24 protein-coding genes and 2 tRNA genes are annotated in these 22,846 nt (G+C 64.8%); 10 read left to right on the forward strand and 16 right to left on the reverse strand.

Features of this window, described 5'->3' with window-relative positions:
* Positions 1–6: 6 nt before the first annotated feature.
* From WFP39_RS09675 to WFP39_RS09690, 4 genes are all read right to left on the reverse strand, one after another.
* On the reverse strand, positions 7–2,484 hold the full coding sequence (locus tag WFP39_RS09675) for a S8 family peptidase (protein ID WP_336919305.1): 2,478 nt from the start codon (positions 2,482–2,484) through the stop codon (positions 7–9).
* Positions 2,426–3,496, reverse strand: coding sequence for an AAA family ATPase (locus tag WFP39_RS09680; protein WP_336919307.1), 1,071 nt, complete (start codon positions 3,494–3,496; stop codon positions 2,426–2,428). Before WFP39_RS09680 ends, WFP39_RS09675 begins: the two co-directional genes overlap by 59 nt.
* A 166-nt stretch (positions 3,497–3,662) precedes the next feature.
* Entirely contained in the window at positions 3,663–4,142 is a 480-nt protein-coding gene (locus tag WFP39_RS09685) for an SRPBCC domain-containing protein (RefSeq protein ID WP_336919308.1), read from the reverse strand.
* Between the two features lie 233 nt (positions 4,143–4,375).
* A tRNA-Gly gene (locus WFP39_RS09690) sits at positions 4,376–4,450 on the reverse strand.
* 203 nt (positions 4,451–4,653) lie between these two features.
* On the opposite strand from WFP39_RS09690, the gene WFP39_RS09695 reads away from it, so the two are divergent.
* Together WFP39_RS09695 and WFP39_RS09700 are read left to right on the forward strand one after the other, a co-directional pair.
* Positions 4,654–5,565 (forward strand): tetratricopeptide repeat protein, encoded by a 912-nt coding sequence (locus WFP39_RS09695; protein ID WP_336919388.1) that lies wholly within the window; start codon positions 4,654–4,656, stop codon positions 5,563–5,565.
* Complete coding sequence (locus tag WFP39_RS09700; protein ID WP_336919309.1) at positions 5,562–6,176, forward strand: LON peptidase substrate-binding domain-containing protein; 615 nt, start codon at positions 5,562–5,564, stop codon at positions 6,174–6,176. The genes WFP39_RS09695 and WFP39_RS09700 overlap by 4 nt, the downstream gene beginning before the upstream one ends.
* 69 nt (positions 6,177–6,245) lie before the next feature.
* Here the strand turns inward: WFP39_RS09700 and WFP39_RS09705 are convergent, their stop codons facing one another.
* The 4 genes from WFP39_RS09705 to argB all read right to left on the reverse strand — a co-directional run bounded on the left by WFP39_RS09705 (position 6,246) and on the right by argB (position 9,058).
* Complete coding sequence (locus WFP39_RS09705; RefSeq protein WP_336919310.1) at positions 6,246–6,866, reverse strand: MarC family protein; 621 nt, start codon at positions 6,864–6,866, stop codon at positions 6,246–6,248.
* Positions 6,867–6,887: 21 nt separating this feature from the next.
* The gene (locus tag WFP39_RS09710; RefSeq protein ID WP_336919312.1) at positions 6,888–7,769 is read right to left on the reverse strand and encodes a hypothetical protein; all 882 of its coding nucleotides are present in this window, start codon (positions 7,767–7,769) and stop codon (positions 6,888–6,890) included.
* Positions 7,766–8,059, reverse strand: a complete 294-nt coding sequence (locus tag WFP39_RS09715; RefSeq protein ID WP_336919314.1) for a YggT family protein — start codon at positions 8,057–8,059, stop codon at positions 7,766–7,768. Before WFP39_RS09715 ends, WFP39_RS09710 begins: the two co-directional genes overlap by 4 nt.
* A gap of 102 nt (positions 8,060–8,161) precedes the next feature.
* A complete protein-coding gene (argB, locus tag WFP39_RS09720) occupies positions 8,162–9,058 on the reverse strand; it encodes an acetylglutamate kinase (RefSeq protein WP_336919389.1) in 897 nt (298 codons plus the stop codon).
* A gap of 88 nt (positions 9,059–9,146) precedes the next feature.
* On the opposite strand from argB, the gene ppk2 reads away from it, so the two are divergent.
* Positions 9,147–9,935, forward strand: a complete 789-nt coding sequence (ppk2, locus tag WFP39_RS09725) for a polyphosphate kinase 2 (RefSeq protein ID WP_336919315.1) — start codon at positions 9,147–9,149, stop codon at positions 9,933–9,935.
* Here the strand turns inward: ppk2 and WFP39_RS09730 are convergent, their stop codons facing one another.
* From WFP39_RS09730 to WFP39_RS09750, 5 genes are all read right to left on the reverse strand, one after another.
* The gene (locus WFP39_RS09730; RefSeq protein ID WP_336919316.1) at positions 9,936–10,247 is read right to left on the reverse strand and encodes a P-II family nitrogen regulator; all 312 of its coding nucleotides are present in this window, start codon (positions 10,245–10,247) and stop codon (positions 9,936–9,938) included. It abuts the gene before it with no gap.
* Complete coding sequence (locus WFP39_RS09735; RefSeq protein WP_336919318.1) at positions 10,247–11,197, reverse strand: sodium-dependent bicarbonate transport family permease; 951 nt, start codon at positions 11,195–11,197, stop codon at positions 10,247–10,249. The genes WFP39_RS09730 and WFP39_RS09735 overlap by 1 nt, the downstream gene beginning before the upstream one ends.
* A gap of 122 nt (positions 11,198–11,319) precedes the next feature.
* Entirely contained in the window at positions 11,320–11,985 is a 666-nt protein-coding gene (locus tag WFP39_RS09740) for a DUF2490 domain-containing protein (protein WP_336919320.1), read from the reverse strand.
* Positions 11,986–12,145: 160 nt separating this feature from the next.
* Positions 12,146–12,232: transfer RNA gene (locus WFP39_RS09745), tRNA-Leu, on the reverse strand.
* A 121-nt stretch (positions 12,233–12,353) separates the two neighbouring features.
* Positions 12,354–13,145: an MJ0042-type zinc finger domain-containing protein gene (locus WFP39_RS09750; RefSeq protein ID WP_336919321.1), complete on the reverse strand. Its 792-nt coding sequence runs from the start codon at positions 13,143–13,145 to the stop codon at positions 12,354–12,356.
* A 155-nt stretch (positions 13,146–13,300) separates the two neighbouring features.
* Here WFP39_RS09750 and ftsE point away from each other — a divergent pair, with 155 nt between their 5' ends.
* From ftsE to WFP39_RS09770, 4 genes are read left to right on the forward strand one after another with little or no spacing between them, the layout of a single operon-like run.
* On the forward strand, positions 13,301–14,026 hold the full coding sequence (gene ftsE / locus WFP39_RS09755; RefSeq protein ID WP_336919322.1) for a cell division ATP-binding protein FtsE: 726 nt from the start codon (positions 13,301–13,303) through the stop codon (positions 14,024–14,026).
* Entirely contained in the window at positions 14,023–14,937 is a 915-nt protein-coding gene (locus tag WFP39_RS09760; RefSeq protein WP_336919323.1) for a cell division protein FtsX, read from the forward strand. Before ftsE ends, WFP39_RS09760 begins: the two co-directional genes overlap by 4 nt.
* Positions 14,934–15,458, forward strand: a complete 525-nt coding sequence (locus WFP39_RS09765) for a YdcF family protein (protein WP_336919326.1) — start codon at positions 14,934–14,936, stop codon at positions 15,456–15,458. The genes WFP39_RS09760 and WFP39_RS09765 overlap by 4 nt, the downstream gene beginning before the upstream one ends.
* Positions 15,459–15,482: 24 nt before the next feature.
* Positions 15,483–16,178, forward strand: coding sequence for a lysophospholipid acyltransferase family protein (locus WFP39_RS09770; RefSeq protein ID WP_336919327.1), 696 nt, complete (start codon positions 15,483–15,485; stop codon positions 16,176–16,178).
* Here the strand turns inward: WFP39_RS09770 and WFP39_RS09775 are convergent.
* Positions 16,175–16,894, reverse strand: a complete 720-nt coding sequence (locus tag WFP39_RS09775) for an Nmad3 family putative nucleotide modification protein (RefSeq protein WP_336919328.1) — start codon at positions 16,892–16,894, stop codon at positions 16,175–16,177. The genes WFP39_RS09770 and WFP39_RS09775 overlap by 4 nt on opposite strands.
* 59 nt (positions 16,895–16,953) lie before the next feature.
* Here WFP39_RS09775 and WFP39_RS09780 point away from each other — a divergent pair, with 59 nt between their 5' ends.
* The 3 genes from WFP39_RS09780 (at position 16,954) to WFP39_RS09790 (ending at position 19,112) form a co-directional block, all read left to right on the forward strand.
* Entirely contained in the window at positions 16,954–17,847 is an 894-nt protein-coding gene (locus tag WFP39_RS09780; RefSeq protein ID WP_336919329.1) for an MBL fold metallo-hydrolase, read from the forward strand.
* Positions 17,848–17,915: 68 nt separating this feature from the next.
* Positions 17,916–18,470 carry a dCTP deaminase gene (gene dcd, locus WFP39_RS09785; protein WP_336919330.1) on the forward strand — a complete coding sequence of 185 codons (555 nt, stop codon included), beginning with the start codon at positions 17,916–17,918 and terminating at the stop codon, positions 18,468–18,470.
* A gap of 30 nt (positions 18,471–18,500) precedes the next feature.
* Positions 18,501–19,112 (forward strand): nuclear transport factor 2 family protein, encoded by a 612-nt coding sequence (locus WFP39_RS09790; protein ID WP_336919331.1) that lies wholly within the window; start codon positions 18,501–18,503, stop codon positions 19,110–19,112.
* A gap of 61 nt (positions 19,113–19,173) precedes the next feature.
* Here the strand turns inward: WFP39_RS09790 and WFP39_RS09795 are convergent, their stop codons facing one another.
* Together WFP39_RS09795 and gltX are read right to left on the reverse strand one after the other, a co-directional pair.
* Positions 19,174–21,330 (reverse strand): TonB-dependent receptor, encoded by a 2,157-nt coding sequence (locus tag WFP39_RS09795; RefSeq protein ID WP_419716204.1) that lies wholly within the window; start codon positions 21,328–21,330, stop codon positions 19,174–19,176.
* A 167-nt stretch (positions 21,331–21,497) separates the two neighbouring features.
* Positions 21,498–22,832 carry a glutamate--tRNA ligase gene (gltX, locus tag WFP39_RS09800; protein ID WP_336919333.1) on the reverse strand — a complete coding sequence of 445 codons (1,335 nt, stop codon included), beginning with the start codon at positions 22,830–22,832 and terminating at the stop codon, positions 21,498–21,500.
* Positions 22,833–22,846 lie beyond the last annotated feature (14 nt).

Raw genomic sequence — 22,846 nt, forward strand, 5'->3', positions numbered from 1 at the left:
AGCTTTTCAGATGGTTTGACGTGGAGCGATGCCGAGGCGCTGGGCAACCTGCTCGTAGATTCCGACCAAGCCGGGCATGGCGAGCGTCACGGCAAGTCCAAACGGCACCGGCTCGTCGATTGGGGCGCCGGGGTCCGGGTCACGCTGAATAACTAGGTCGATAGTCATGTCAGCGCCGACAGCCGGAGCGCGAGCGCCTTCCCAACAGCGCATGAAGATTGTGCCGCGATTGGTCTGATTTGCATCGGGCTGCAATTTGCGCGGAGTGACGCTCAGTGCTGTAAGGTCTTCCGGGTCGAGAAGTTTCAACCGCACGGACCGATAGCTCTTGCGTCCAGGCGCGACCGGCGTGAACCAAGCTAGGGTCGCGGCTAGGCTGTGCGGACGTGCCTGCCCACCCATGAGAGCCGGGACCGGCACGCGGACGGTGACGATGCGTTCGGGCGGCAGCTCGCCGACCGCCCAGAAGGTTGCGCGATCGTCCGCACACGCAACGGCATCTTCGGCATCGACATAGCCAAAGCCGAGGAAACGCCGGATGTTGTCCTTGATATGCGTATGATGGCCGCCGGGCGGGCCGATGATCGTCTTGATCCTGTCAGCCGCTTGTTCCGGCCAACGTGCCGGATGCACAAGCAGCGCCTTCAACAATACGGCGCGCTGGATGTGCGGCAAAGCACTGAACCCTGGATAGGCGGCTTCGAGCGCGTCATGGATACGATGGCAGGTTCGGGAAGCGAGCGCCGTCGCCCCGCTGGTGCCGCCGGTATATCCTTCAGCATTTTCGATCGCGCCGGTGCGGGGAGCCGCGACTTTGAGGCCGGCTGGCCTGGCGGGTCTCATTGGCTGGACGAAGATGTGATCGCCTGTGCGGGCGAGCCGTAGATGTTCGCGGCCGCCGGGCATGAGGATGTCTGGTTTGACGGCCTGTGCAAAGCCCGGACCTAGAGCACTTGTCGGATTCGCGATGCGCAGTTCGGGAAAGGGATCAACATTGCCACGCGCGAGCCGTCGATCCGCCTCGTTCACCCAATCATCGTTAGAAGCTCCGACGGTGACGCTGTTGATCGCCTCGGACGGAGAGAACAACCTCCGGTCTGCCATCACATTGCCGAGGGCAGCAAGCGTGCCGTCGGTGCGCGCGGTCCCATCGGCATCCTCGAACGCCATGTGCGTCGCGAAGGCCGGAATACCGATGGCATCCTTTACATTGCCCGCGCTCACCAGGAACAGGATGCCGAACCGATAGGCAAGCCTGTCAAGCAACCGTGCCCAAGGTGACAAGCTCAGATGAAAAGGTCGGCGGGCGTTTCCGAGCGAAAGGTTGACGATTAACACCCCTGGCGCGGTGGCGTCCGGGCCTTCGCGCATTGCACGAACAGCCAGATATATAACGTCGATTACGAGGCGGCGGGGCGGGAACTGATCCCCGGCACCGAGGACAGGCACTACATGGATACGCCGTGGCAGCGACGGGGCTGGATTGTTGCGATCGCCATGAACGATGAGCGATGCCATCGCGGTTCCGTGAACACGCTGATCAACTGGCGCGTCCGGCTCCAATCCGAACTGGTCGTCCACGACCACATGCTGCGCAAGGAGAGGGTGCGCGGCGACCGGCACACCGTCGAGCAGCGCCAGGATGGGCTCACGAAGGTCCGGTTGTGGCTGAGGGACACCGGCCTCACCCGCATCTTCGATTTCGATTGAGGTCGCCAGGCTTTGAGGCCGGATGTGCATGACCGGATCGAGGCCGGCAATGCCGCCAGCCGATCGGTCGAGGATCTCGCGCACGGCGCGCACCGGCAGGTCGATGAGTAGCGCATGATAGGCGATGTCAGGCAGGCGCGCGCGGGATACGATGATACCGCCGCGCGCGATCACTGCCGCGCGGACCTCCTGTTCTTGCCCTTCGGCCTGAGCATCGTTCGCCCGGAAGATCAGCTCGATTTCGAGGGGCACGAGTTCGTCGTCGGCACGGCCTTCTATTTCTTCGGCCAGGAAATCGGCGTCAACGGCCTGAACCCGGTCCTGCGGTCCCCAAGGCCGCAAATCACGGAGCAACTCGAACACGCCGCGCCAGGGTGTCTCGCCGCGATCGAGCCTGCCGTCGTTCCAGCGTCGCCACAATGACACAAGTTCCGCGAGGGCACGGGCATCGGGGACCATGAGATAAGCGACGGGTGCCTTGTCATCATCGCCGCCGATTTCCTCCTCGTCCACCAGTTCGAGGCCAGGCACGCGCTGGACGGCTGCGGCGAAGTTGCTGACCGAGCCGCGCACCTCGAAAACCAGCAGTCGCTCAGGCGCAAGAGCCGTCGCATCGGCTCGCAGTTCCAGGCCGCCGGGATCACGCGCAAGTGCTTGCGCAAGCCGGTCGAACTTGGGGCTGAAGGTGCCGGTTTGCCGATCGCGCGGGAAAGGCTCAGGCGGTCGGGGAAACCTTTGCGCGCCGGCGGGACGCTGCTTGGGCCGGTCGGGCATCAGCCTCAGTAGGGGCTTGTTCGGATCGCTCGGCATCTATCAGGTCAGGCCGCACTCGCGACGCCCAGAGTTCAAGTTCCTTTGCGAGCGCGTCATCAATCCCGATCTCCCCCAAGCCCAATATTTGTCTGCGTCGAACATTCTGGCAGAAATCAAGAATCTCGGCATAGCTGACCGGGCCAAGCTTGGCAGCGATCTTCTGGAGCGACAAGCGCGGCGCTTCGGGCCATCCCGAGATGATACGATCTAGGAAGACTTCGATCAGCTTGCGATCGGGTGCCGGGAAACCAAGCCGCATCTGAAAGCGACGCCAAACGGCGCGGTCGAGCAGCTCGGCGTGATTGGTCGCCGCGATGACGATCACATAGGGCGGGAGCTGGTCGAGCTGCATGAGCAGGAACGACACGACACGCTTGATCTCGCCCGTCTCGTGCGTGTCGCCGCGCTCCTTGCCGATGGCATCGAACTCATCGAAGAACAGCACGCTGGGCTGGGTGCGCACATAGTCGAACAGCTTACGCAAGCGCGCGTTGGTTTCACCGAGATAGCTGCCGATTAGTGCATCGTAGCGAACGACGAAGAAGGGCAGCGCAAGGGCTTCGGCGATGGCTTCAGCAAAAGAAGTCTTACCGTTGCCGGGCGGTCCCGAAAGCAGGACACGATGCCGCGGCTCGTAGCTGTGGGCGCGCAGCACATCGGCACGCACATGCTCCTCAATGAGCTGCCGTCCGTTCTCGCGTGCCGGGAGGGGGAGGAGGAGATCATCAAAGCGGATTCGGGGTTCGACCTCAATGATCGCGTCGCGTCCCGGCCCGATTTGGGGCTGCGATGTAGTGAGCGGCGGCGGCGTGACCGGAACGGTCGATAAAGCGCGTTCGATGCGATCGGCGAGGATATGGTGCTTCTTGGCGCGTTCGTCAGCGACAATCGCCTCGGCCGCCGCGCGCAGCGTCTCACGGTCGCCGGAGACGCTGGCGCGGACAAGTGAGACAAGATGATCTGCGCGCGCCATAGCCCTCTGAAAGTTGAAATCCCCCATCGCCATAAATGGCGACGGTCGCAGCGTAACGAAAAATTCGTGCGCTGTAACGTGCTATCGGCATTTTCGGGCCGACCCGAATCGGAAACGAGCCAGGCTGAATCTGCGGGGTGCGAAACAACCTGATTTCGCCGCCGTATTATTCGATGAAGGCGGCGAGATTACGGAGCGTCGAACCTATCCCGGGCTCATGGTCTTCCCCGCTGATGCCCGACGGCACATTTTCGCAGGCGATGGTAACGCGGGTGCCATCAGCCACCTCGGCCAATGTCGTCGTCACCCGCATTGTGCCGGCAAAGGCCGGATCGTTCGATTGGAACTCGACCTCCTCGACGATCCGTTCATACGGGAGCAGCTCGACGAAGCGGCCGGTGAAGCAATCCTCTCGCTCGGAGGTCTTGCCGACCACGCCGGGCGCGGGATTGTCATAGATGAAAGCCATCCGATAGGTGCCGCCCGGACGCGGATCGAACGCCTCGATGCGCGCGCTCATGCCCTTGGGCGGCCGCCACGATGCGACGGATTCGGCGTCGGTCATGGCACGGAAGATCGCCCGCGCGGGAGCCAGAATTGCCCGCGAAGCTGTGTCAATTCTCGTCTCGTCTGATGGTGTCGTCATGTCGAGGCTTTAGCGCGGAGCCTGCTTCGGCTTCCACCGCATAATCTGCGCCTGTCCGGCTGGCGCCTTACCTTGTGCCACTGCTCCTTGCAGTGTTCGGCCAGATCGGCGGTCTAGGAGTGTGGCGATGACCGAACCATCCTAGGCGTTGTAGCCCGGTTGTAGCCCGGCCCAAAAATGGAAAGAAGCGCCCCTTGCGGTTCGCCATAACCACATGATTTTTATATGAAATCTGGAGCGGGCGAAGGGATTCGAACCCTCGACCCCAACCTTGGCAAGGTTGTGCTCTACCCCTGAGCTACGCCCGCTCACTGGCGTTCCCGGCACATGGTCCGGGTGGGAGGCGCGCCACTAACACCGGCTCTTGACTCGCGCAAGAGGCAAAACGCACAGGCCCACAACCGTCCCTCCGCGCCACCTTCGCCCTTCACAAATGCCGATAATGCGCCACATAGGGGTGGCACACCGAAACACCGCAGCGCCAGCAAGCAGGAGCAGCCACGTGGCAAGCATGGGCCTCAGCCTCGACGAACAGAAAGCCGTCGACCGTTTCCGCAAGAATGTGGTCGAACCCAGCATGACGCAACTCGTGATCGTGGATTTCTGGGCCGAATGGTGCGGGCCGTGCAAGGCACTGGCACCGGTGCTGGAAAAGGTCTGCGCCGAATATGCCGACAAGGGCGTGGTGCTGGCCAAGATCAATGTGGACGAGGAAGGCTTTATCGCCAGCCAGTTCCAGGTGCGATCCATCCCCACAGTCTATGCCATGTTTCAGGGCCAGCCGGTGGCTGACCTGACGCCCGCGCGCAGCGAAAGCCAGCTGAAGGGCGCGCTTGACCAGATCCTGGCGCAGATCCCGGTGCAGCCTTCCGCATCGCGAACCGATGATGGCGCGGCGGATATTGCCCAGCTTGTCGCCATGGGCGAGGCCGTGCTGGCCGAGGGCGATGCGGCGCGCGCGGCGGGTATCTTTGCCCAAATCGCCGAGATGGCCCCCGGCAATGCCGAAGTGGCGAGCGGCCATGTCCGCGCGCTGCTGGCCGGTGGAGAGGCGGCCGAGGCGCAGGCCGTGTTTGCCGCGCTGCCGCCTGAAATGCAGGCCGATCCCGCACTGGCGCAGGTGAAGGTTGCGCTGGAACTGGCGGCCAATCAGGTGGACGACAGCGAATTGCAGGCCCTGCGCGCCGCCGCCGCCGAACGCCCCACCGATATGGAGGCGCAGCTGGCCTTTGCCGAGGCCGCCTTTGCCGCAGGATCGCGCGACGAGGCGGCCGATACGCTGCTCGACATGATCCGCCGCGATGCAGGCTGGAACGAGGGCGCGGCCAAGGCCCGCCTGCTCAAGATGTTCGAAGCGGTGGGGCTGGAAGATCCGTGGGTGTCCAGCCAGCGCCGTCGCCTGTCGCTGTTGCTGTTCGGATGAAAACGAAACGCATCCCGATTTTCCCGCTGACGGGCGCACTGCTGTTTCCCGGACTGCAATTGCCATTGCATATCTTCGAGTCGCGTTACCGCGCCATGGTGGGCGAGGCGCTGGCGCGCGACCGGCTGATCGGCATGATCCAGCCGCAGGATATGCGCGAGGGCGCGCCGCTGTATCAGATCGGCTGCGTGGGCAAGATCGAGGATGTCGAGGCGAGCGAGGACGGCCGCTACAATATCGTGCTCCACGGTGAGGCGCGCTTCCGCGTGCTGCGCGAGCTGGAGGTGACCACCCCGTTCCGGCAGGTGGAGGCCGAATTTCTGGCCGATCCGCTGCAGGAAACGTTGAGCCTTGGCGAACGCGCCGCCTTCGAGGCGGAGGCGATGAAATTCGCCGATGCGCAGGGTTATTCGGTCGATTGGGATTCGGTTGCGCGGCTGGATGACACGTCGCTGATAAACGGGATGAGCCAGATCGCCCCCTTTGACGCGGCATCGAAACAGGCGCTGCTGGAAGCCGATACGCTGAAACAGCGGTGCGAACTGATGATCCAGCTCATGGAATTCTTCGGCCGCGGCGATCCCGATGAAGTGCGGGTGACGCTGCAATAATCCCTGTCGTCACCCTGGGCTTGCCCCAGGGCGACACGAGGTTTGGACAACAGGGCTTGACCAGCGCCCTTACAGGAAACTGTTCCGCACTCCGTCGATCACATATTGCGCTGCCAGCGCTGCCAGCAGCACGCCGAGCAGGCGGGTGATCACCGCTTCCACCTTTGCCCCGAACAGTTTCATCAGCGGGCTGGCCGCGATCAGCGCCAGCATGGTGAGGAGCAGCACGGCAGCGAGCGCAGCCAGCACCACCAGCGTGCCTTCGATGCCGGTCGCGCTGCCTTCGAGCAACATGATCGAGGCGATCGCGCCCGGCCCTGCCAGCATCGGCATGGCCATGGGGAAGACGGCCACATCCTCGTGCAGGGGATCGTCCTTCACCTTCTCCGCACGGTCCTCGCGGCGCTGGGTACGCTTTTCAAACACCATGTCGAGCGCGATCAGGAACAGCATGATGCCGCCCGCGATGCGGAACGCGTCGATCTCGATATGCATCGCCGCCAGCAGATCTGCGCCGAACAGGGCAAAGCCGAGCAGGATCAGCCCCGCGATCAGGCAGGCCCGCACCGCCATGGACCGGCGCGCGGCGGGCGTGGCATTGGCCGTCAACCCGGCATAGATCGGCGCGCAACCGGGCGGATCGATCACCACGAACAGCGTGACGAAGGCGGAGAGAAAGAGTTCAACCATCCCCCGGCCATAGCAGCGCGTTTACCGCCTTGCACCACCTGGCGGCATGACGAAATCGAGCGCGCGCTGCCAGCGTCCTTCGCGGAAGTAATCGACCAGCAAACGCCTTGTGCCATCCGCGTCCTGCACCCAGTGCCATTGCAAGGTGCGGTCATCCGACAGGGTCATCGGGCCGGTGGTGCCGCCAGCTTCCGCGCCGGGGGGTGCAGGCATCGCGCCGCGCGCGCAATCCGCCACTTTCCCATCGATCACACCGATGGCGGCCACCACGATGGCATCCGGGCCAGCCGCTTGCGCATCCACACGCGGCGCAGGCGGCGGGGGCTGCGGATTGTCCGGCCCGCGCAGCTTGTAGGTGAAGCGATAGGAATCGCTGGGCATGGCATCGAGCGCATTCCGGCCCAGATCCTGCCGCGCCCAGGTGGCGGCATAGCTGCCCACCGTGCCATCGGGATCGGTATAGCGGCCAAAACTGACCGCGAGCGAGCCGTCGCAGCTGCTCCACACCGCGGTGGGTGACCATTGCGGCGCTGTTTCCGGATCGGTGCGGCCTGCCAGCCACGCGGCGGCGGGAGTGACGCCATCGGGCAGATGCAGCTGCGCATCACTGGCAGCAAAACTGCGATATGCGCTCCACAGCCCGATCTCCTGCGCGGCGCGGGCAAAGGCGCGGTCCGCCGTGGCGACAATCCCCGGCTCCCCCCGCTGGCCAAGTGCCGGGCGGCGTACTGGCGCGCGTTCGAGCATGGCCTGTGCGGCCTCGCCACCCGGCACGCGCGATGGCGGCGGGCGGTTCGGGTTGCTGGCGCAGGCGGACAGGGCGAGCAGAGCGCAGCCTGTAGCGAAGAGAGAGACATTGCGCGTGGCCATAGGCTGCATCCGCTGGCCCACCGCGCCTGTCACATCGCTGAATAAGCGAGGTTGCGCACCACGATATCAATGATGTTGAGGCCGATGATCAGCACCAGCGGCGAAAAATCGATCGCCCCCGTATTGGGCATGATCTTGCGCACCGGGTTCAGGATCGGATCAAGCAGGGCGTTCACCGCGCGCCAGATGGCGGCGACGAAATCGTTCTGCATATTGACCACGTTGAAGCTGATCAAAAGGCTGAGCACGAATTGCGCGATCACCAGCACGATGACGATGGAAATCAAATAGCCGATGATCTGGGACAGGGTGATGAGCAGCACGCGAGTAAAGCCTTTCGTTCGTCTTGTGTCCCCACACCGGCATCCTAGCCGAGATGGCGTGAGTGTATCAACCGGCTAATACGCCATACCGGCGGCAACGCCTTAGGCGGAAACAAGCGTGCCCGCGCCCTGGCTGGTAAAAAACTCCAGCAGCATGGCATGCGGCACGCGCCCGTCCAGCACCACCGCCGCCTCGCACCCGCCTTCCACCGCGTGGACGCAGGTTTCCAGTTTGGGGATCATCCCGCCGCGAATGGTGCCATCTTCGCGCAGGGCCGCAATATCGGCAGGCTTGAGGTTGGTCAGAAGATGGCCCTCTTTGTCGAGCACGCCCGGCACATCGGTCAGCAGAAACAGCCGCGCCGCGCCCAGCGCCGCCGCAATCGCGCCGGCCATCGTATCGGCGTTGATATTATATGTCTGCCCGTCTTCGCCGCTGGCAATCGGGGCAACGATGGGGATCATGCCCGCCGCGCTGATCGTGTTGAGCACGCTGGTATCGACCGAAGTGGGTTCGCCCACGAAACCCAGATCCACCGCCTGTTCGATATTGCTTTCCGGGTCTTTCACCGTGCGCGCCACCTTGGTGGCGGTAACCATGCGCGCATCCTTGCCCGACAGGCCAATGGCCTTGCCGCCCGCGGCGTTGATCCAGCCGACCAGTTCCTTGTTGATCGCGCCCGACAGCACCATTTCGGCGACTTCCGCCGTGGCCTTGTCGGTCACCCGCAACCCATCGACGAATTGCGATTCGACGCCCAGCTTCTTCAGCATGGCGCCAATCTGCGGGCCGCCGCCATGCACCACCACCGGATTGATGCCCACGGCCTTGAGCAGCACGATATCCTCGGCAAAATCCTGTGCCGCTTCGGGATCGCCCATGGCGTGGCCGCCATATTTCACCACGAAACTGCGCCCCGCATAACGCTGGAAATAGGGCAGGGCCTCGATCAGCGTTTGCGCCTTGGCCAGCATCTGGGGATCGCTCGATTTGTCCATGGCCTGCGCCATAAAGCCTTTGCGCAGGCCTGCCTAGGGGCGTGATTGCCGCTTGCCCGCCAGCCCCGGCGGTGAAACAGTGCGGCCCATGAAAAACGGTGATTACGAAGAGGCGCTGGAGCCGCTGGAGCTGGAACTGGTGGCGATGGCGCGCTGGGCCAAGGCGAAGGGCGAGAAAATCCTCATCATCCTCGAAGGACGCGACACCTCAGGCAAAAGCGGGGTCATCCACGCGGTGCACGAACGGATCAATCCGCGCCAGTGCCGCGTGGTCGCCCTGCCCAAGCCAAGCGAGACAGAGGCGACGCAGTGGTATTTCCAGCGCTATGTCCCCCACCTTCCCGCCGCCGGCGAAATCGTGCTGTTCGACCGCAGCTGGTATAACCGCGCGGGCGTGGAAAAGGTGATGGGCTTTGCCACGCCCGAACAGGTGGCCGCTTTCCTGCGCGATGCGCCGGTGTTCGAAAAACTGCTGGTGGACAGCGGCATCCGCCTGTTCAAATACTGGCTGTCCTGCGACCAGGCAGAGCAGGAGGCGCGTTTTGCCGAACGCGTGGCCGATCCGCTCAAGCGCTGGAAACTCTCGCCCATCGATGCGAAGGCACGCACGCTCTATGCCGATTACACCGCCGCGCGCGAGGAGATGCTGGCGGCGACGCACACGCCGTTTGCGCCGTGGACAATCGTGGATTTCAACGACCAGAAGCTGGGGCGGCTGACGCTGATCCGCAATCTGCTCGACCGGCTGCCCGATACCGTCGTGCCGGAAGAGGCGATTGATTGGCCCGATCTGGGCCATCCCCCGCTGACCGAGCAATTCGGCGTGCTCCAGCCGATCCCGCCTTTCCCGGTGGAGCAGAAGAAGAAGCGCGGCTGATCAGAAACGCGCCGCGCGCACCACATCAACGGCAGAGCGCATGACGATCAACTGGTGGCTGTCGAGCAGCGGTTCGAGTGCGGCCATGAAGGCATCAGCACGTTCCGCATTGGCGATGACAAGGAACAGGCATTTGGCGGTGGCGCCGGACAGCAGATCCTCGCTCCACACCCCGCCCGTGCCCGATCCGCCGGTCACGCGCCACAGCGTGTGGCCGGTGATCCCCGCCTCCTGCGCCAGCTCTGCCAGCTTGCGCACCAGCGGCGCATCCACCAGCACTTCTATGCGTTCACGGCGGGTCATCTCGGTCATCACGCAGCTCCCATCAGGGGGGTAAGTGCCTCGGCCAACCCGCGGAACAGCGGGATGCCCAGCACGATATTGAACGGAAAGGTCACGCCCAGCGACATCGCCAGATACAGGCCGGCATCGGCCTGCGGCAATGACAGGCGCATGGCCGCGGGCACCGCGATATAGGAAGCGCTGGCCGCCAGCACGCCCAGCACCGCAACCGAAGGCGCGTCCAGCCCCACCAGCACGCCCGCCACCACGCCCAGCGTGCCGTTGACCAGCGGAAACACCACGCCCAGCATGGCCAGCCGCACCGTCAGTGCACGGGTCTGCATCAGGCGGCGCATGGCGATCAGCCCCATGTCGAGCAGGAACAGGCACAAAACGCCGGTAAAGCCGGTGGTGAACAGCGGCAGGATCGGCTGATAGCCATCCTCTCCCAGCAACATCCCGATGGCAAAGCTGCCCAGCAGCAGCACCACCGACCCGTTGAACGCCACTTCGTGCAGCAAGCGCGGCTCGAACAGGCGGCCGCCCCCTTCGCGCCGGGCGATGATCAGGCCGGACAAGATCGCCGGCGTTTCCATCGCTGCCAGCACCGCCACCATGAAGCCGGCTGCCAGAAAACCGGAGCCGGCGTAGATCTGGTTCGCGGTCACGAAGGTCACCACGCTGACCGATCCGTAATGCGCCGCCACCGCGCCCGCATTCACCCTGTCAAGCCGGCCAAAGCGGCGCAGGACGGGGGCCACGAGGAAGGGAATGGAGAAGCTGAGCACCACGCCCGCCAGCAGCGCCAGGCCCAATTGCCCGTCGATGCCGGCACGCGAGACTTCCACCCCGCCTTTGAGGCCGATCGCGGCCATGAGGTAAAGCGACAGGCCCTTGGCAACGGTTTCAGGCACGGCAAGGTCGGACCGCGCCGCCGCCGCCAGTGCGCCCAGCACGAAAAACAGGACCGGCGGCGACATCAAGGATGCGGCAATCTGGTCCATCGGTTAGTCCCCCTTTATCCCTGCGACCGGATGGGCGCTCCTTACGGGCTTGCCACTGCTCTGCCCAGTCTGAATTGGCCGGACGCAGCCGGGCGGACCTAGAGGCTGAACTCGATCCCGATCAGCGGGGCATGGCCAATCCGGTCAGGCCGGCCATCGCGGAAATCCTGCTGCCGCAGGTAAATAAGGCTGAGCGAAAGATTGTCGCTTACATCATAGCCCAGACCCACCTGCGTGCGCAGCCCGGTTATGCCGGTATCCCCGCCCGCGCCCGTGGAACGCAGCGTCCAGAACAGCTCCGCGTCGCCTTTCGCCGCCCACTTGCCTTCGTCATCCAGCGGCACATTCACGCCCAGCCGCGGGCGCAGGCGCAGGCCCATGCGCCCTCCTTGCCCTCCCTCGAAACGCTGTTCCAGCCGCAGGCGGGTGCGCAGGACGCCGTGGCGGGTGGACAATTGCTGGATCAGCCGCCGTTCATCGTCATCGCCGTTGTTGAAGCGCTGCTCCACCGCGCCCGACAAGGTGACATTGTCGGCCAGATCCTGGTTCACCCACAGGCGGAAGAAATAGGTGTCGGGCCGCCCGTCACTGGCCGATCGGAACCGCTGCGCGGTTTCCAGTTCCAGCCCGGTATCGCTGTCCAGATCTGCGCTGAAGGAAGGATTGAGCCAGAATTCGAACGCCTCGTCACTCGCCAGCGCCTGATGCGGGGCAAGCAGCAACACAAAGGCGAAAGCAGAAGGAAAAAGGCGCGGAAAGATCATGGCATGGCTCCTTGGCAAGGTGCCATGCTAAAACCGAACTGCCGCGCCGCCCGCAAATCCGCATCCGGCCTTGGCCAGATAGCCTAGGACGAAAGACAGCATTGCCGGCCTTCGGCGCAGGCCGAAGGTATGGGGATTGCCGTCCTGCTACAGGTGGGATTGGTGCGGTCGAGAAGACTCGAACTTCCACGGGCTTTCGCCCACAACGACCTCAACGTTGCGCGTCTACCAGTTCCGCCACGACCGCACATCGCAAGGGCGGCACATGGCACGGCCCCGGCAGGTAGGAGCGCGCCATTAGCAAAGGGTCCGGGGTGCTGCAAGCGCGCTGATCGTTCTTTTTGTGAGGGCAAGCCCCGGCGGGCGGGCTATTGCGCCTTCCAGCCGATTTCCGCGAAGCGCGCCGAAAGCGGCACATCGAGCACGGCGCGCGTCACATTCACGCTTTCGCCCGGCGCCAGCGTGGTCTTTTCAGGCACGATCTCGCGTTCGAACACCTTGCGTTCGCGCGCATCGCGCAGGATCACCAGGATCGATGGCACCTTGCGCGTGGTGCTGCCCACATTGGTGATCGTGCCGTTGATTGCGAAATATTCCTGCCCGCCGGGCATTTCGCGCTTTTCCTGCTGGTCGATCGGGAAATCGAGCTGCAAGTCCGGCTGCGCTGCGGCGAAATCGGGCCGTGTCACCGGCACCCAATCGGGCAATCCCCAATAGCTGACCGCGAAGATGATGCCGACGGCAAACAGCGCGAAGATGCCGGCTGCCCATGTCCAGATCTTCAACCAGTTGCGCCGGGGGCGGAACGGTGGCCCGGCATCGAATGGCGAGGCATCGGGCAATTGCGGTTCGGCCGGGCGAATGCGCTCGATCACCGGGAGCGCCGGCGGCAGATCGGGATCGGGCGCGACGCTTGCAGGAGGGGGCGGCGGCGGTGCCGGCGGCGGCGGCGAAACTGGCACGGCCGCTTCGCGCGCTTGCGCAAGATCGGCATTGGCTGGCAGGGCAGCAGGCACATCCTGCCCTTCGGAGGGTGCAGGAAGCCCTTCCTGGAACCAGTTATGCCGGCATTTCGCGCAGCGCACCCGGCGCCCCTCGTGCCCGATGGCGCTGTCGGGGACAAAATAGCGTGTGGCGCAGGCAGGACACTGGATTTGCATCGTAACGCACGACCCTAGAGAGCGGGAACGGGTGCAACAAGCTGTGGAGCAATTTTGTTGCGGCATGCCGTGGCTTTTTTCCACATCGAACAGCGGCTATAGCCCGCCCAAATGCGATTGCCTGCCGCCCTGCCCCCATTCCGGAACACCCGCGCATGACCGCGGGTGAGGCGGGCATTGTCCAGTTCGACAATGTCGGGCTGCGCTACGGCGCGGATCGCGAAGTGCTCAGCGATGTGTCCTTCACGCTGTTTCCGGGCTGCTTCTATTTCCTTACCGGGGCCAGCGGGGCAGGGAAAACCAGCCTGCTCAAGCTGCTCTATCTGGCGCAAAGGCCGGGGCGGGGCATGATCCGGATGTTCGGGCAGGATGTCATTACCCTGCCGCGCAGCCGCCTGCCCGCCTTTCGCCGCCGCATCGGCACGGTGTTCCAGGATTTCCGGCTGGTGCCGCACCTCTCCGCTTTCGACAATGTGGCTTTGCCGCTGCGCATTGCGGGCATGGACGAGGCATCCGTGCGCAAGCCCGTGGCCGACATGCTCGAATGGGTGGGCCTGGATCACCGCGCCGAAGCCCGGCCCGAAACGCTTTCGGGCGGGGAGCAACAGCGCGTGGCGATTGCCCGCGCCGTGATCACACGCCCGCAATTGCTGGTGGCGGACGAGCCGACCGGCAATGTGGACCCCGACATGGCGCTGAAATTGCTGCGCCTATTCGATTCGCTCAATCGCCTCGGCACCACCGTGGTGGTCGCCACGCACGATGTGCATTTGCTGCGCAAGGTGCCGGAATCGCTCATCATGCGGCTGGACAAGGGGCGGCTCTCCGATCCTACCGGCGCGCTGCGCTATCCGCCGCGCAGGGGGAGTTTCGAGGCATGAGCTGGCGGCGCCATGCCGATCGGCTGGGCGGGGATGCCGCGCGCATATTGCCGCAGGCGCGGCTGGCCGGGCCGATGCCCTGGGTGATCGCGATCATGACATCGCTTACCGTGATCGCACTGGCAGGCGGGCTCGCGCTGGCAAACCTGGCGGAGCAGGCGCGCAGCGAGATCGCGGGCGGCCTGACGGTGCAGGTGGTGGAGGCCAATAGGGCCGAGCGTGACCGGCAGGCCGAAACCGCCATCGCCATCCTGTCCGCGCGTGACGATGTGGCCAGCGTGCGCCGCGTGACCGAGGAGGAACTGGCGAAACTGATCGAACCCTGGCTGGGCGGTGCGGCGGCGGGCGGCAGCGCGGCGGCAATCCCCACGCCCGCCCTCATCGATGTGCGGCTGCGCGGCGCGGTGACCGATGCCCGGCTGATCGATCTGCGCAGCACGCTGGCCACCCAGGCGCCCGCCGCACGGGTGGACGCACAGGCCGAATGGCTCCGGCCGGTCTTTGGTGCGATCGCGTCGCTGCAATATCTGGCGCTGGGCCTTGTCCTGCTGCTCGCCGCCACCAGCGCCGCGGCGGTCTGGCTGGCCGCGCGCAGCGCGCTGGGCACCAACCGCGACACGATCGAGGTGATCCATCACCTGGGCGGGACCGACAGCCAGATCGCCGCCATCTTTCAGCGCGCCATAGGCCTTGATGCCGTGGCGGGCGGCGCGGCGGGCTTGCTGCTGGCGCTGGGCGCGATCCTGCTGCTGGGCGAGCAGTTTGCCGGCCTCGGCTCAGGTCTGGTCGCGGGGGGCGGCCTTGGCCCGGTCGATTGGGTGCTGATCGCCTGCGTCCCGCTGGCAGGCGTGGCGCTGGCCATGCTGACGGCGCGGTTGACCGTGCTCGCCGCCTTGAGGCGCAGCCTGTGATCGGGCGCATTCTGGCCTTTGCTGTACTTGTGTGGGCGCTGGGTTTCGTCTGGTTCGGCGTGGCGCTGCCCCGCCCTGCGGGGGATGAGCGCACGGCGGCAATCGTGGTGCCCACCGGCAGCGGCGGGCGGATCGAGCGCGGCCTTGCCCTGCTGCGGCAGGATGCATCCCCGCAAATGCTCGTCACCGGCGTCGATCCCGATGTCCGCCCGGCCGAATTCATGGCCGAATACCGGGTGGAACCGGCGCTGATGGAATGCTGCATCACGCTGGGCTTTTCCGCGCTGGACACGCGCGGCAATGCGCGCGAGGCGGCCGAGTGGGTGGCGGCGCGCAAGGTCACTTCGCTGCGGCTGGTGACGGCGGATTGGCATATGCGCCGCGCCGCGATCGAACTGGGCGAGCGGTTGCCGCCGGGCGTCAGCGTGCTGCGCGACGGGGTACCCACGCGCCCCAGCTTTGCCACGCTGTTTCGTGAATATCACAAGTTTCTGGCCGCGTGGTTTCTGGCCATGATATAGCGCAAGACAGGACAAAACCCTCCCGTGCTCGTCATTCGCAACATCCTGTTCTACATCGCATTTTACGGCGGATCGGTCTTTTTCGTCATCAAGGCCGTGCTCAGCCAGCACAACCGCGCTCGGCTGCGCCGGACGTGCGATGCGTGGTCGCGCTGGCACCGGCGCTGCGCGGGCCGCCTGCTGGGCATCCGCGTGGCGGTCGAAGGCCAGATGCTGCCCGGCGCGGCGCTCTATGTGATGAAGCACGAAAGTTTTTTCGAAGCGATCGATATGCCGCATCTGTTCGATTTCCCTGCCCCTTTCGGCAAGAAGGAGCTGTTCGCCATCCCCGGATGGGGCCGCGCGGCAGAGATCTATGGCGGGATTGAAGTGGCGCGCGACGAAGGCGCCAAAACCTTGCGCAAGATGTTGAAACAGGCGCGGGAACGGATTGCGGAAGGGCGCCCCATGGTGCTGTTCCCCGAAGGCACGCGTGTTCCCCACGGCACGCGCCCGCCGCTGAAATCGGGCTTTGCCGCGCTGTACAAGATGCTGGGCGTTCCGGTGGTGCCGGTGGCGGTGAACAGCGGGCCGCTCTATCACCGGCGCTGGAAAGTGCCCGGCACGATCACCTATCGCATCGGCCAGCCGATCCCCGCAGGCCTGCCGCGCGAGGAGGCCGAAGCGCTGGTGCTCGATGCGATCAACCAGCTCAACGCGCCCGCCCCGCCTCTCGCCTAGGCCATCAGCGCCAGCATCCGGTGCGCCCATTCGTGCGCGTCGGCATCATCGCCAGCCACGGCAACGAATTCCTGCCCTCGCGACGCGCTTTGCAGCACACCGCCGCCCTGCCAGCGGCCGCCCGGTGGGTGATAGGTCAGCCCCGCCCGTTCTATCCATCCGGGCACGCGCCACAGGCTGGGGCGGCTGTCGCTGATGGACAATTGCAATTCGGGATGTGCCGATGTTGCCCGCCCGCCCGGCCCGCACCAGATGGCGTCATTGGTGCCATGCGCGGCCAGCGCATGCGGATGGCCCAGCGCCGCCAGCCTGCGCATTGCCGGATCGCCCACCCGCGCCACCTCCTCGACAAACATCCAGCCGAAAATGCGGTGATGCGGTGATGCACCATCCTCGCAGAACAGGCCAAAGAACAGGAACAGGTCGCCCGGCCCCACGCCGCAATTTTCCAGATGCGCCTGCGCCGCGCCGCATTGGCCCAGCGCGCAGCGCCCATCGGGCGTGAACAGCGGATCGTGATGCGCCAGATCCTCGCCGCTCACCCGGCCCCGGCTGGCGCGTGCCGCATGGCCGGCAAGGCCCAGCGCGGCATAGCTTATGCCCGGCCGCCCCTTCCCCGCCGGGATCGGCAGGCTGACCGGCACGCCTGCCACAATAGGCGAAGGCCCGCCGCCAGCGGTGGAATCAAAACCCTTGCGGCTCAGCACGATCTTCATCGCCGCCCGCTCTAGCGCTTAACCACTCCGCGCACTAGGATCACCGGCGGGAGAGACACATGCAGCCAATCAAACTGGGGCGGATCACCGTCCACAAGGTGCACGAAATGGATTCGCCCACGCCGCTGCTGATGCAGCTGCCGGGGGTGACGGCGGCCGATCTGGCGCGGCTCAAGCGCTGGTACGATCCCGGCGACGGTGAATTGACCGACGATCCCGAAACCAGCCGCATGACATTCGGCGTGCACAGCTTCGTGATCGAGGTGGACGGGCAGACCATCCTGATCGACACCTGCTGCGGCAACCACAAGGACCGCAGCCTGCCCGAAGTCCACCAGCTCAACACCGATTACCTCGGCAATCTGGCCCGTGCAGGCTTTGCGCCCGAAGATATCGATCTTGTCATGTGCACCCATCTGCATTTCGATCACGTCGGGTGGAACACGCGCCTTGATGGCGGCAAATGGGTGCCGACCTTCCCCAATGCGCGTTACCTGTTCGGGCGGCGCGATTACGCCTATTTCGTGGAGAACCCCAAAGGCGAGGCGCTGCATTACGAAGCCTTCCGCGATTCGATCCTGCCGGTGATGGAGGCAGGACAAGGCATTCTGGTGGACGAGGATCATGTCGCCCACCGCGAGATTGGCGATGGCGTGTGGCTGGAACCTGCCTTTGGCCATTCGCCCGGCTGCTGCACCGTGCACGCGCAGGCGGGCGGGGAGGCGGCGATCTTCTGGGGCGATGTGATCCACCACCCCTTGCAGATGATCCGGTTTGATCTGCCATTCGCGTTTGATGCCGACGCCCCGCAGGCCGGCCGCACCCGTCAGCGGGTGATGGCCAAGGCGGCCGAGGAGGACCTGCTGTGCTTCCCCGCGCATTTCCGCAAGACCAGCGCGGGCCGGGTGAAGGTGGATGGCGATGCCTACCGCTACGAATGGGTGCCGGAATAGGGGATAAAACCCCGCGCGCCCCGCCCCCTGCCCTTGCGCCGCGCCCCTGCGTCGGGAATCCATCGCGCATGGCAATTCTTTCCGACAAATGGATTCGCGAGCAAGCACTCACCCACGGCATGATCGAGCCGTTTGTGGAGGCGCAGCGGCGCGATGGCTGCATTTCCTATGGCCTCTCCAGCTATGGCTATGACGCGCGGGTAGCGCCCGAATTCAAGATCTTCACCAATGTCGATTCCAGCGTGGTCGATCCCAAGCAGTTCGATCCCAAGAGTTTTGTCGACCGGGAAACCGATGTCTGCATCATCCCGCCCAATTCCTTCGCGCTTGCGCGCACGGTCGAATATTTCCGCGTGCCGCGCGATGTGCTGGTGATCTGCCTTGGCAAGAGCACCTATGCCCGCTGCGGCATCATCGTGAATGTCACCCCGCTGGAACCCGGCTGGGAAGGGCATGTGACGCTGGAATTTTCCAACACCACGCCGCTGCCCGCCAAGATCTACGCCAATGAAGGCGCGTGCCAGTTCCTGTTCCTGCAAGGGAACGAGCCGTGCGAGGTCAGCTATGCCGACCGGGCGGGCAAATATATGGGCCAGCAGGGGGTCACGCTGCCCCGGCTCTGATTATGACGGTCTGACGGGAGAGGAAGGACCATGCCAACAACGGACGAATTGCTCGTTTCCGCGCTTTTGGCCCGGATCGAGGCGCTGGAAGCCCGCGCGCAGGCGGCAGAGGATTACCGCGACCTGCTGAACCTGCAGGCGGCCTATGGCTATTATGTCGACAAGGGGCTGTGGGACAAGGCGGCCGATCTTTTCGCCGCCGATGGCACACTGGAAATCGCCGGGCGCGGGGTGTTTGTGGGGCGCGAGCGGGTGCGCGCCTATCTGCACCATTTGCCGCCTTACGAACACGGCACGCTCTACAACCATATGCAATTGCAGCCGGTAATTCATATCGACAGCGCGGCGGGCACCGCCAAGGGCCGCTGGCGCACGCTGATGATGGTGGGCTGGCTGGGCAAGGAAGGCCGCTGGGGCGAGGCGACCTACGAAAACAGTTACAAGCGCGAGAATGGCAAGTGGCGCATCGCTTCGCTGCACGGAATCATCAATTTCTATTGCGAGTATGACGAGGGCTGGCACCGCGGCGGAGTGAAGCTGCTGCGCTCGATCAGCGGGCTGGCGCCCGACCTGCCGCCGACGATCGACTACGAAGCCTATCCCGAACCGGTGATCGCCCCGTTCCATTACGACGAGGTGTAAGGGGAGGTGTGATGGAGGCGGCAGCGGGGCCATAACGGCCGCCGCCTCCAAACAATCGCGCTTACAGCCGCGTGCGCAGGCTGATGCGGAAATTGCGCCCCGCCAGCGGCACGAATTCCTTGGTGTAGCTGGCGTGGCGGCGGCCTTCGGTGTCGAAAATGTTGTTCGCCTGCAGCAGCACGGTGATGCGCTGATCGGCAAAGGGACGGATCGCGGCGGACAGGTTTACATGGGCAAAGCTGTCGGTAGCGCTTTCTTCGGGCGAGACGCGGTTCTGCGCATCGTTCCATTCGACTTCGCCGCGCAGATCGACCGCGCTGCCCTGCCATTCCAGCGCGCCCATCAGGCTGAGCGGCGGGATGCGCGGCACGGGTGACCCGTCGTCGAGCGTGGCGCGGATATAGCTGCCGCGCAGATCGGACACCAGAGTGCCGCCACCCAGACGCGCCAGCGGGAAGCTCGCCTCGCCTTCCACGCCGAACCATGTGGCATCCTGTTGCAGGAACTGGAACAGCGGCAGTTCGTCTTCCTCAAAGCCGGTATCGGACAGGTAGATGAAGTTGCCGAACCAGTTGCGATACACCGCCAGGCTCAGATCCGCGCCGCCCAGCGTGGCGCGGGCATAGGCTTCCAGCCCCCACGCGGTTTCCTTGGAGAGGTTCGGATCGCCCAGTTCGTACTGGCTGGTGGCGATATGCGGGCCATCGGCAAACAGCTCCTCGGCAGAAGGCGCGCGTTCCGAGCGGCTGATATTGAGACCGGTACGAATGCCGGAATCGAAGGTCCACGACAGGCCCACCGCGCCCGACACCGTGTCGAACCGGCGCCTTGTATTGGTGGACGAAAGCGCCTGGTGCGTGTTTTCGTACCGCGCGCCCATTTCCACCTCGAACGGCCCGCTGCGCACCTCTTGCAGGGTGAACAGCGCGAACTGGTCGGTTGTGTTGGGCTGCACGAAAGCCTCAGCCCCGATCGCCTGGAAATCGCGGTGGAAGAACTGCAACCCCACCGATCCGCGCAAGGTGGCATTGCCGCCCAGATTCTGTTCGCCCTGGATCATCTCGATCCGGCCCTCGATGCCTTGAACATCGAACACGGTGCCCACTTCGTCGCCTTCCAGCTCGGTATGCGTGTAATTGGAATAGCCCACGCGGGTGACCAGATCGTGGAAGAACCCGTCGCTGAGGTGGAATTGCCCGCGCAAATCGGCACGAAACTGTTTCAGCGAGATAGATACTGCCTCGTCGCCGTGCTCGTGTTCATCGCCATGATCGTGGTCGTCGTCATGATCGTGATCGTCGTCATGATCGTGATCGTCTTCATGCTCGTCTTCATGATGGTGGTGCGCGCCGGGGGCGAGCGGCACGCCGTAGAGGCTGTTGTAATAGCCAACCGACATGCCGAAACTGTTAAGGCCCGAAAACCACGTGAGGCCCGTGCCAAGCGAATAGGTGCGCGTGGCGCTGCTGGGCAGGCGGCCGCGTATATTGGCCGCTTCGATCAGTTCTTCAGCTTCTTCGAGATGGCCCTCCTCGGCCTCCTCCTCGGCTTCCTCCAGCACTTCGGCGCGCAGGCGCGGCGACAGGGCAAAGCCCGCAATGCGGAGGTCATCTGTCTCGCGGTAGGAGCCATCGGCGTGCCACACGACATAATCGCCCAGCGCCAGATCGAGCGAAGCGCCCGCTTCACGCAGATTGCTGGCGGTGTCGGCCGAAAGCACCCCGTCGAAGCGGTAGCCGCCATCGGGCTTTTCATGCGGGATGCGCCGGTCGATCACATTCACCGCGCCGCCAATCGCGGAGGAACCGTAAATCAGCACGGCAGGGCCGCGCAGCACCTCGATCGATTCGGCGGTCAGCGGGTCGATCGATACGGCGTGATCGACGCTGGTGTTCGAGGCATCGATATTGCCGATCCCGTCCACCAGAACGCGCACTCGTTCGCCCTGGAAACCGCGCAGAACCGGGCGGCTGGAACCCGGTGCAAAACCGGTGGCGGACACGCCGGGCAACTGCGCCAGCACATCGCCCAATTGCCCCGCCATGTTGCGCTGCAATTCGGCCTCGCTCACCACCGATGTGCCCGCGAGCATGTCGAGCCGCTCCAGCCCGCCTGCCGTCACCACAATGGTATCCTGCACATCGCCCCCGTGCGGATCGTGTGTGTGCGGTGAGGGAAACTGCACATCCTGCGCCATCAGGCTGAGAGGCGCGGTCATGGCCAGCAGTGATGCGGACAGGGCAAGCGAACGGGAAAACGACATCATGATAGGACAAACTCGCATTGCGGTCATGTAATGGTATATCATGCCCATTTGCACGAAGCGGCCGCGATGCCAAGTCCCTTTTTGCAATGCACCATTGGCATGCGGGCGACGCTGCCCGTTCAGCCCGCGCGCGCCGCCTGTTCCAGCCTTGCTCGCGCCTCATCCGCACCGATGAGCGGCAGCAGGCTTGCCATGTCCGGCCCGTGATCGCGGCCGGTCAGCGCCAGACGCAGCGGCAGGAACAGCGCCTTGCCCTTGCGGCCTGTCGCCTCTTTCAGCGCGCCGGTCAGCGCCGCCCAGTCTGCCCCGCTATCGGAAAGCGTCGCGGCCGCCTGCGCCAGAAAGGCGCGGTCGTCCTCACCCAGAACCGGTGCGGCAACAGGGCCGGTGACAATGCGCCACCAATCCGCCGCATCGGCCAGCACCGCCACATTGGGGCGGATCGTCAGCCATGCGGCCTCGTCCATGCCCGGTGGCAGGCGTCCGGCCACATCGGCATAGGGCATGGCGTGGATCAACGCGGTGTTGAGGCGCGCCAGCTCCTCCTCGTCAAATCGGGCGGGAGCGCGGCCAAAGGTGGACAGGTTGAATGTCTCCGCCAGGACCGCGCGGTCAGCAATTGCTTCGACCGGCTGCGATGTGCCCAGCCGCGCCAGCAGAGCAACCAGCGCCTGCGGCTCGATTCCGCGTTCCCGAAAGGCGGCAACGCCCAGAGAGCCGAGCCGCTTGGACAGCTTCCCTTCACTCCCCACCAGCAGCGCCTCATGCGCAAAATGCGGCGGCGCGGTATCCAGCGCGGTGAACATCTGGATCTGCGTGGCGGTGTTCGACACATGATCTTCGCCGCGCAGCACATCGGTGACGCCCATCGCGATATCGTCGATCACCGAAGGCAGCATATAAAGCCAGCTGCCATCGGCGCGGCGGATCACCGGATCGGACATCTGCGCCGGGTCAAACTTTTGCGGCCCCCGCACGCCATCGTCCCAGCGGATCGGCTCATCATGATCGAGCAGGAAACGCCAGTGCGGCGCCTCGCCCGCTGCGGCCTTGGCGGCGTGATCGGCCTCGGTCAGCTTCAGCGCGGCGCGGTCGTAAACCGGCGGCAGGCCGCGCCCCAATGCGACCTTGCGCTTCAGATCGAGTTCCTGCGCGGTTTCATAGCAGCGGTAAACCCGCCCTGCGGCGCGCAGGCGTTCAAACGCCTCCTCATACAGCGCCAGCCGGGCGGATTGCCGCTCCTCGCCATCGGGATGAAGGCCCAGCCAGGCGAGATCGGCGCGAATGGCCTCGACATATTCCTCGCGGCTGCGCGCCGAATCGGTATCGTCAATGCGCAGCAGGAACCGCCCGCCGTTCTTCTGTGCCAGCAGCCAATTGTGCACGGCCGTGCGGATATTGCCGACATGCAGCGTGCCGGTGGGCGAAGGGGCAAATCGGGTGACGGTGTTCATGGTCGCGCCGCTAT

Source organism: Alteraurantiacibacter lauratis, assembly GCF_037154155.1.
In the GTDB taxonomy this organism is placed as follows: domain Bacteria; phylum Pseudomonadota; class Alphaproteobacteria; order Sphingomonadales; family Sphingomonadaceae; genus Alteraurantiacibacter; species Alteraurantiacibacter lauratis.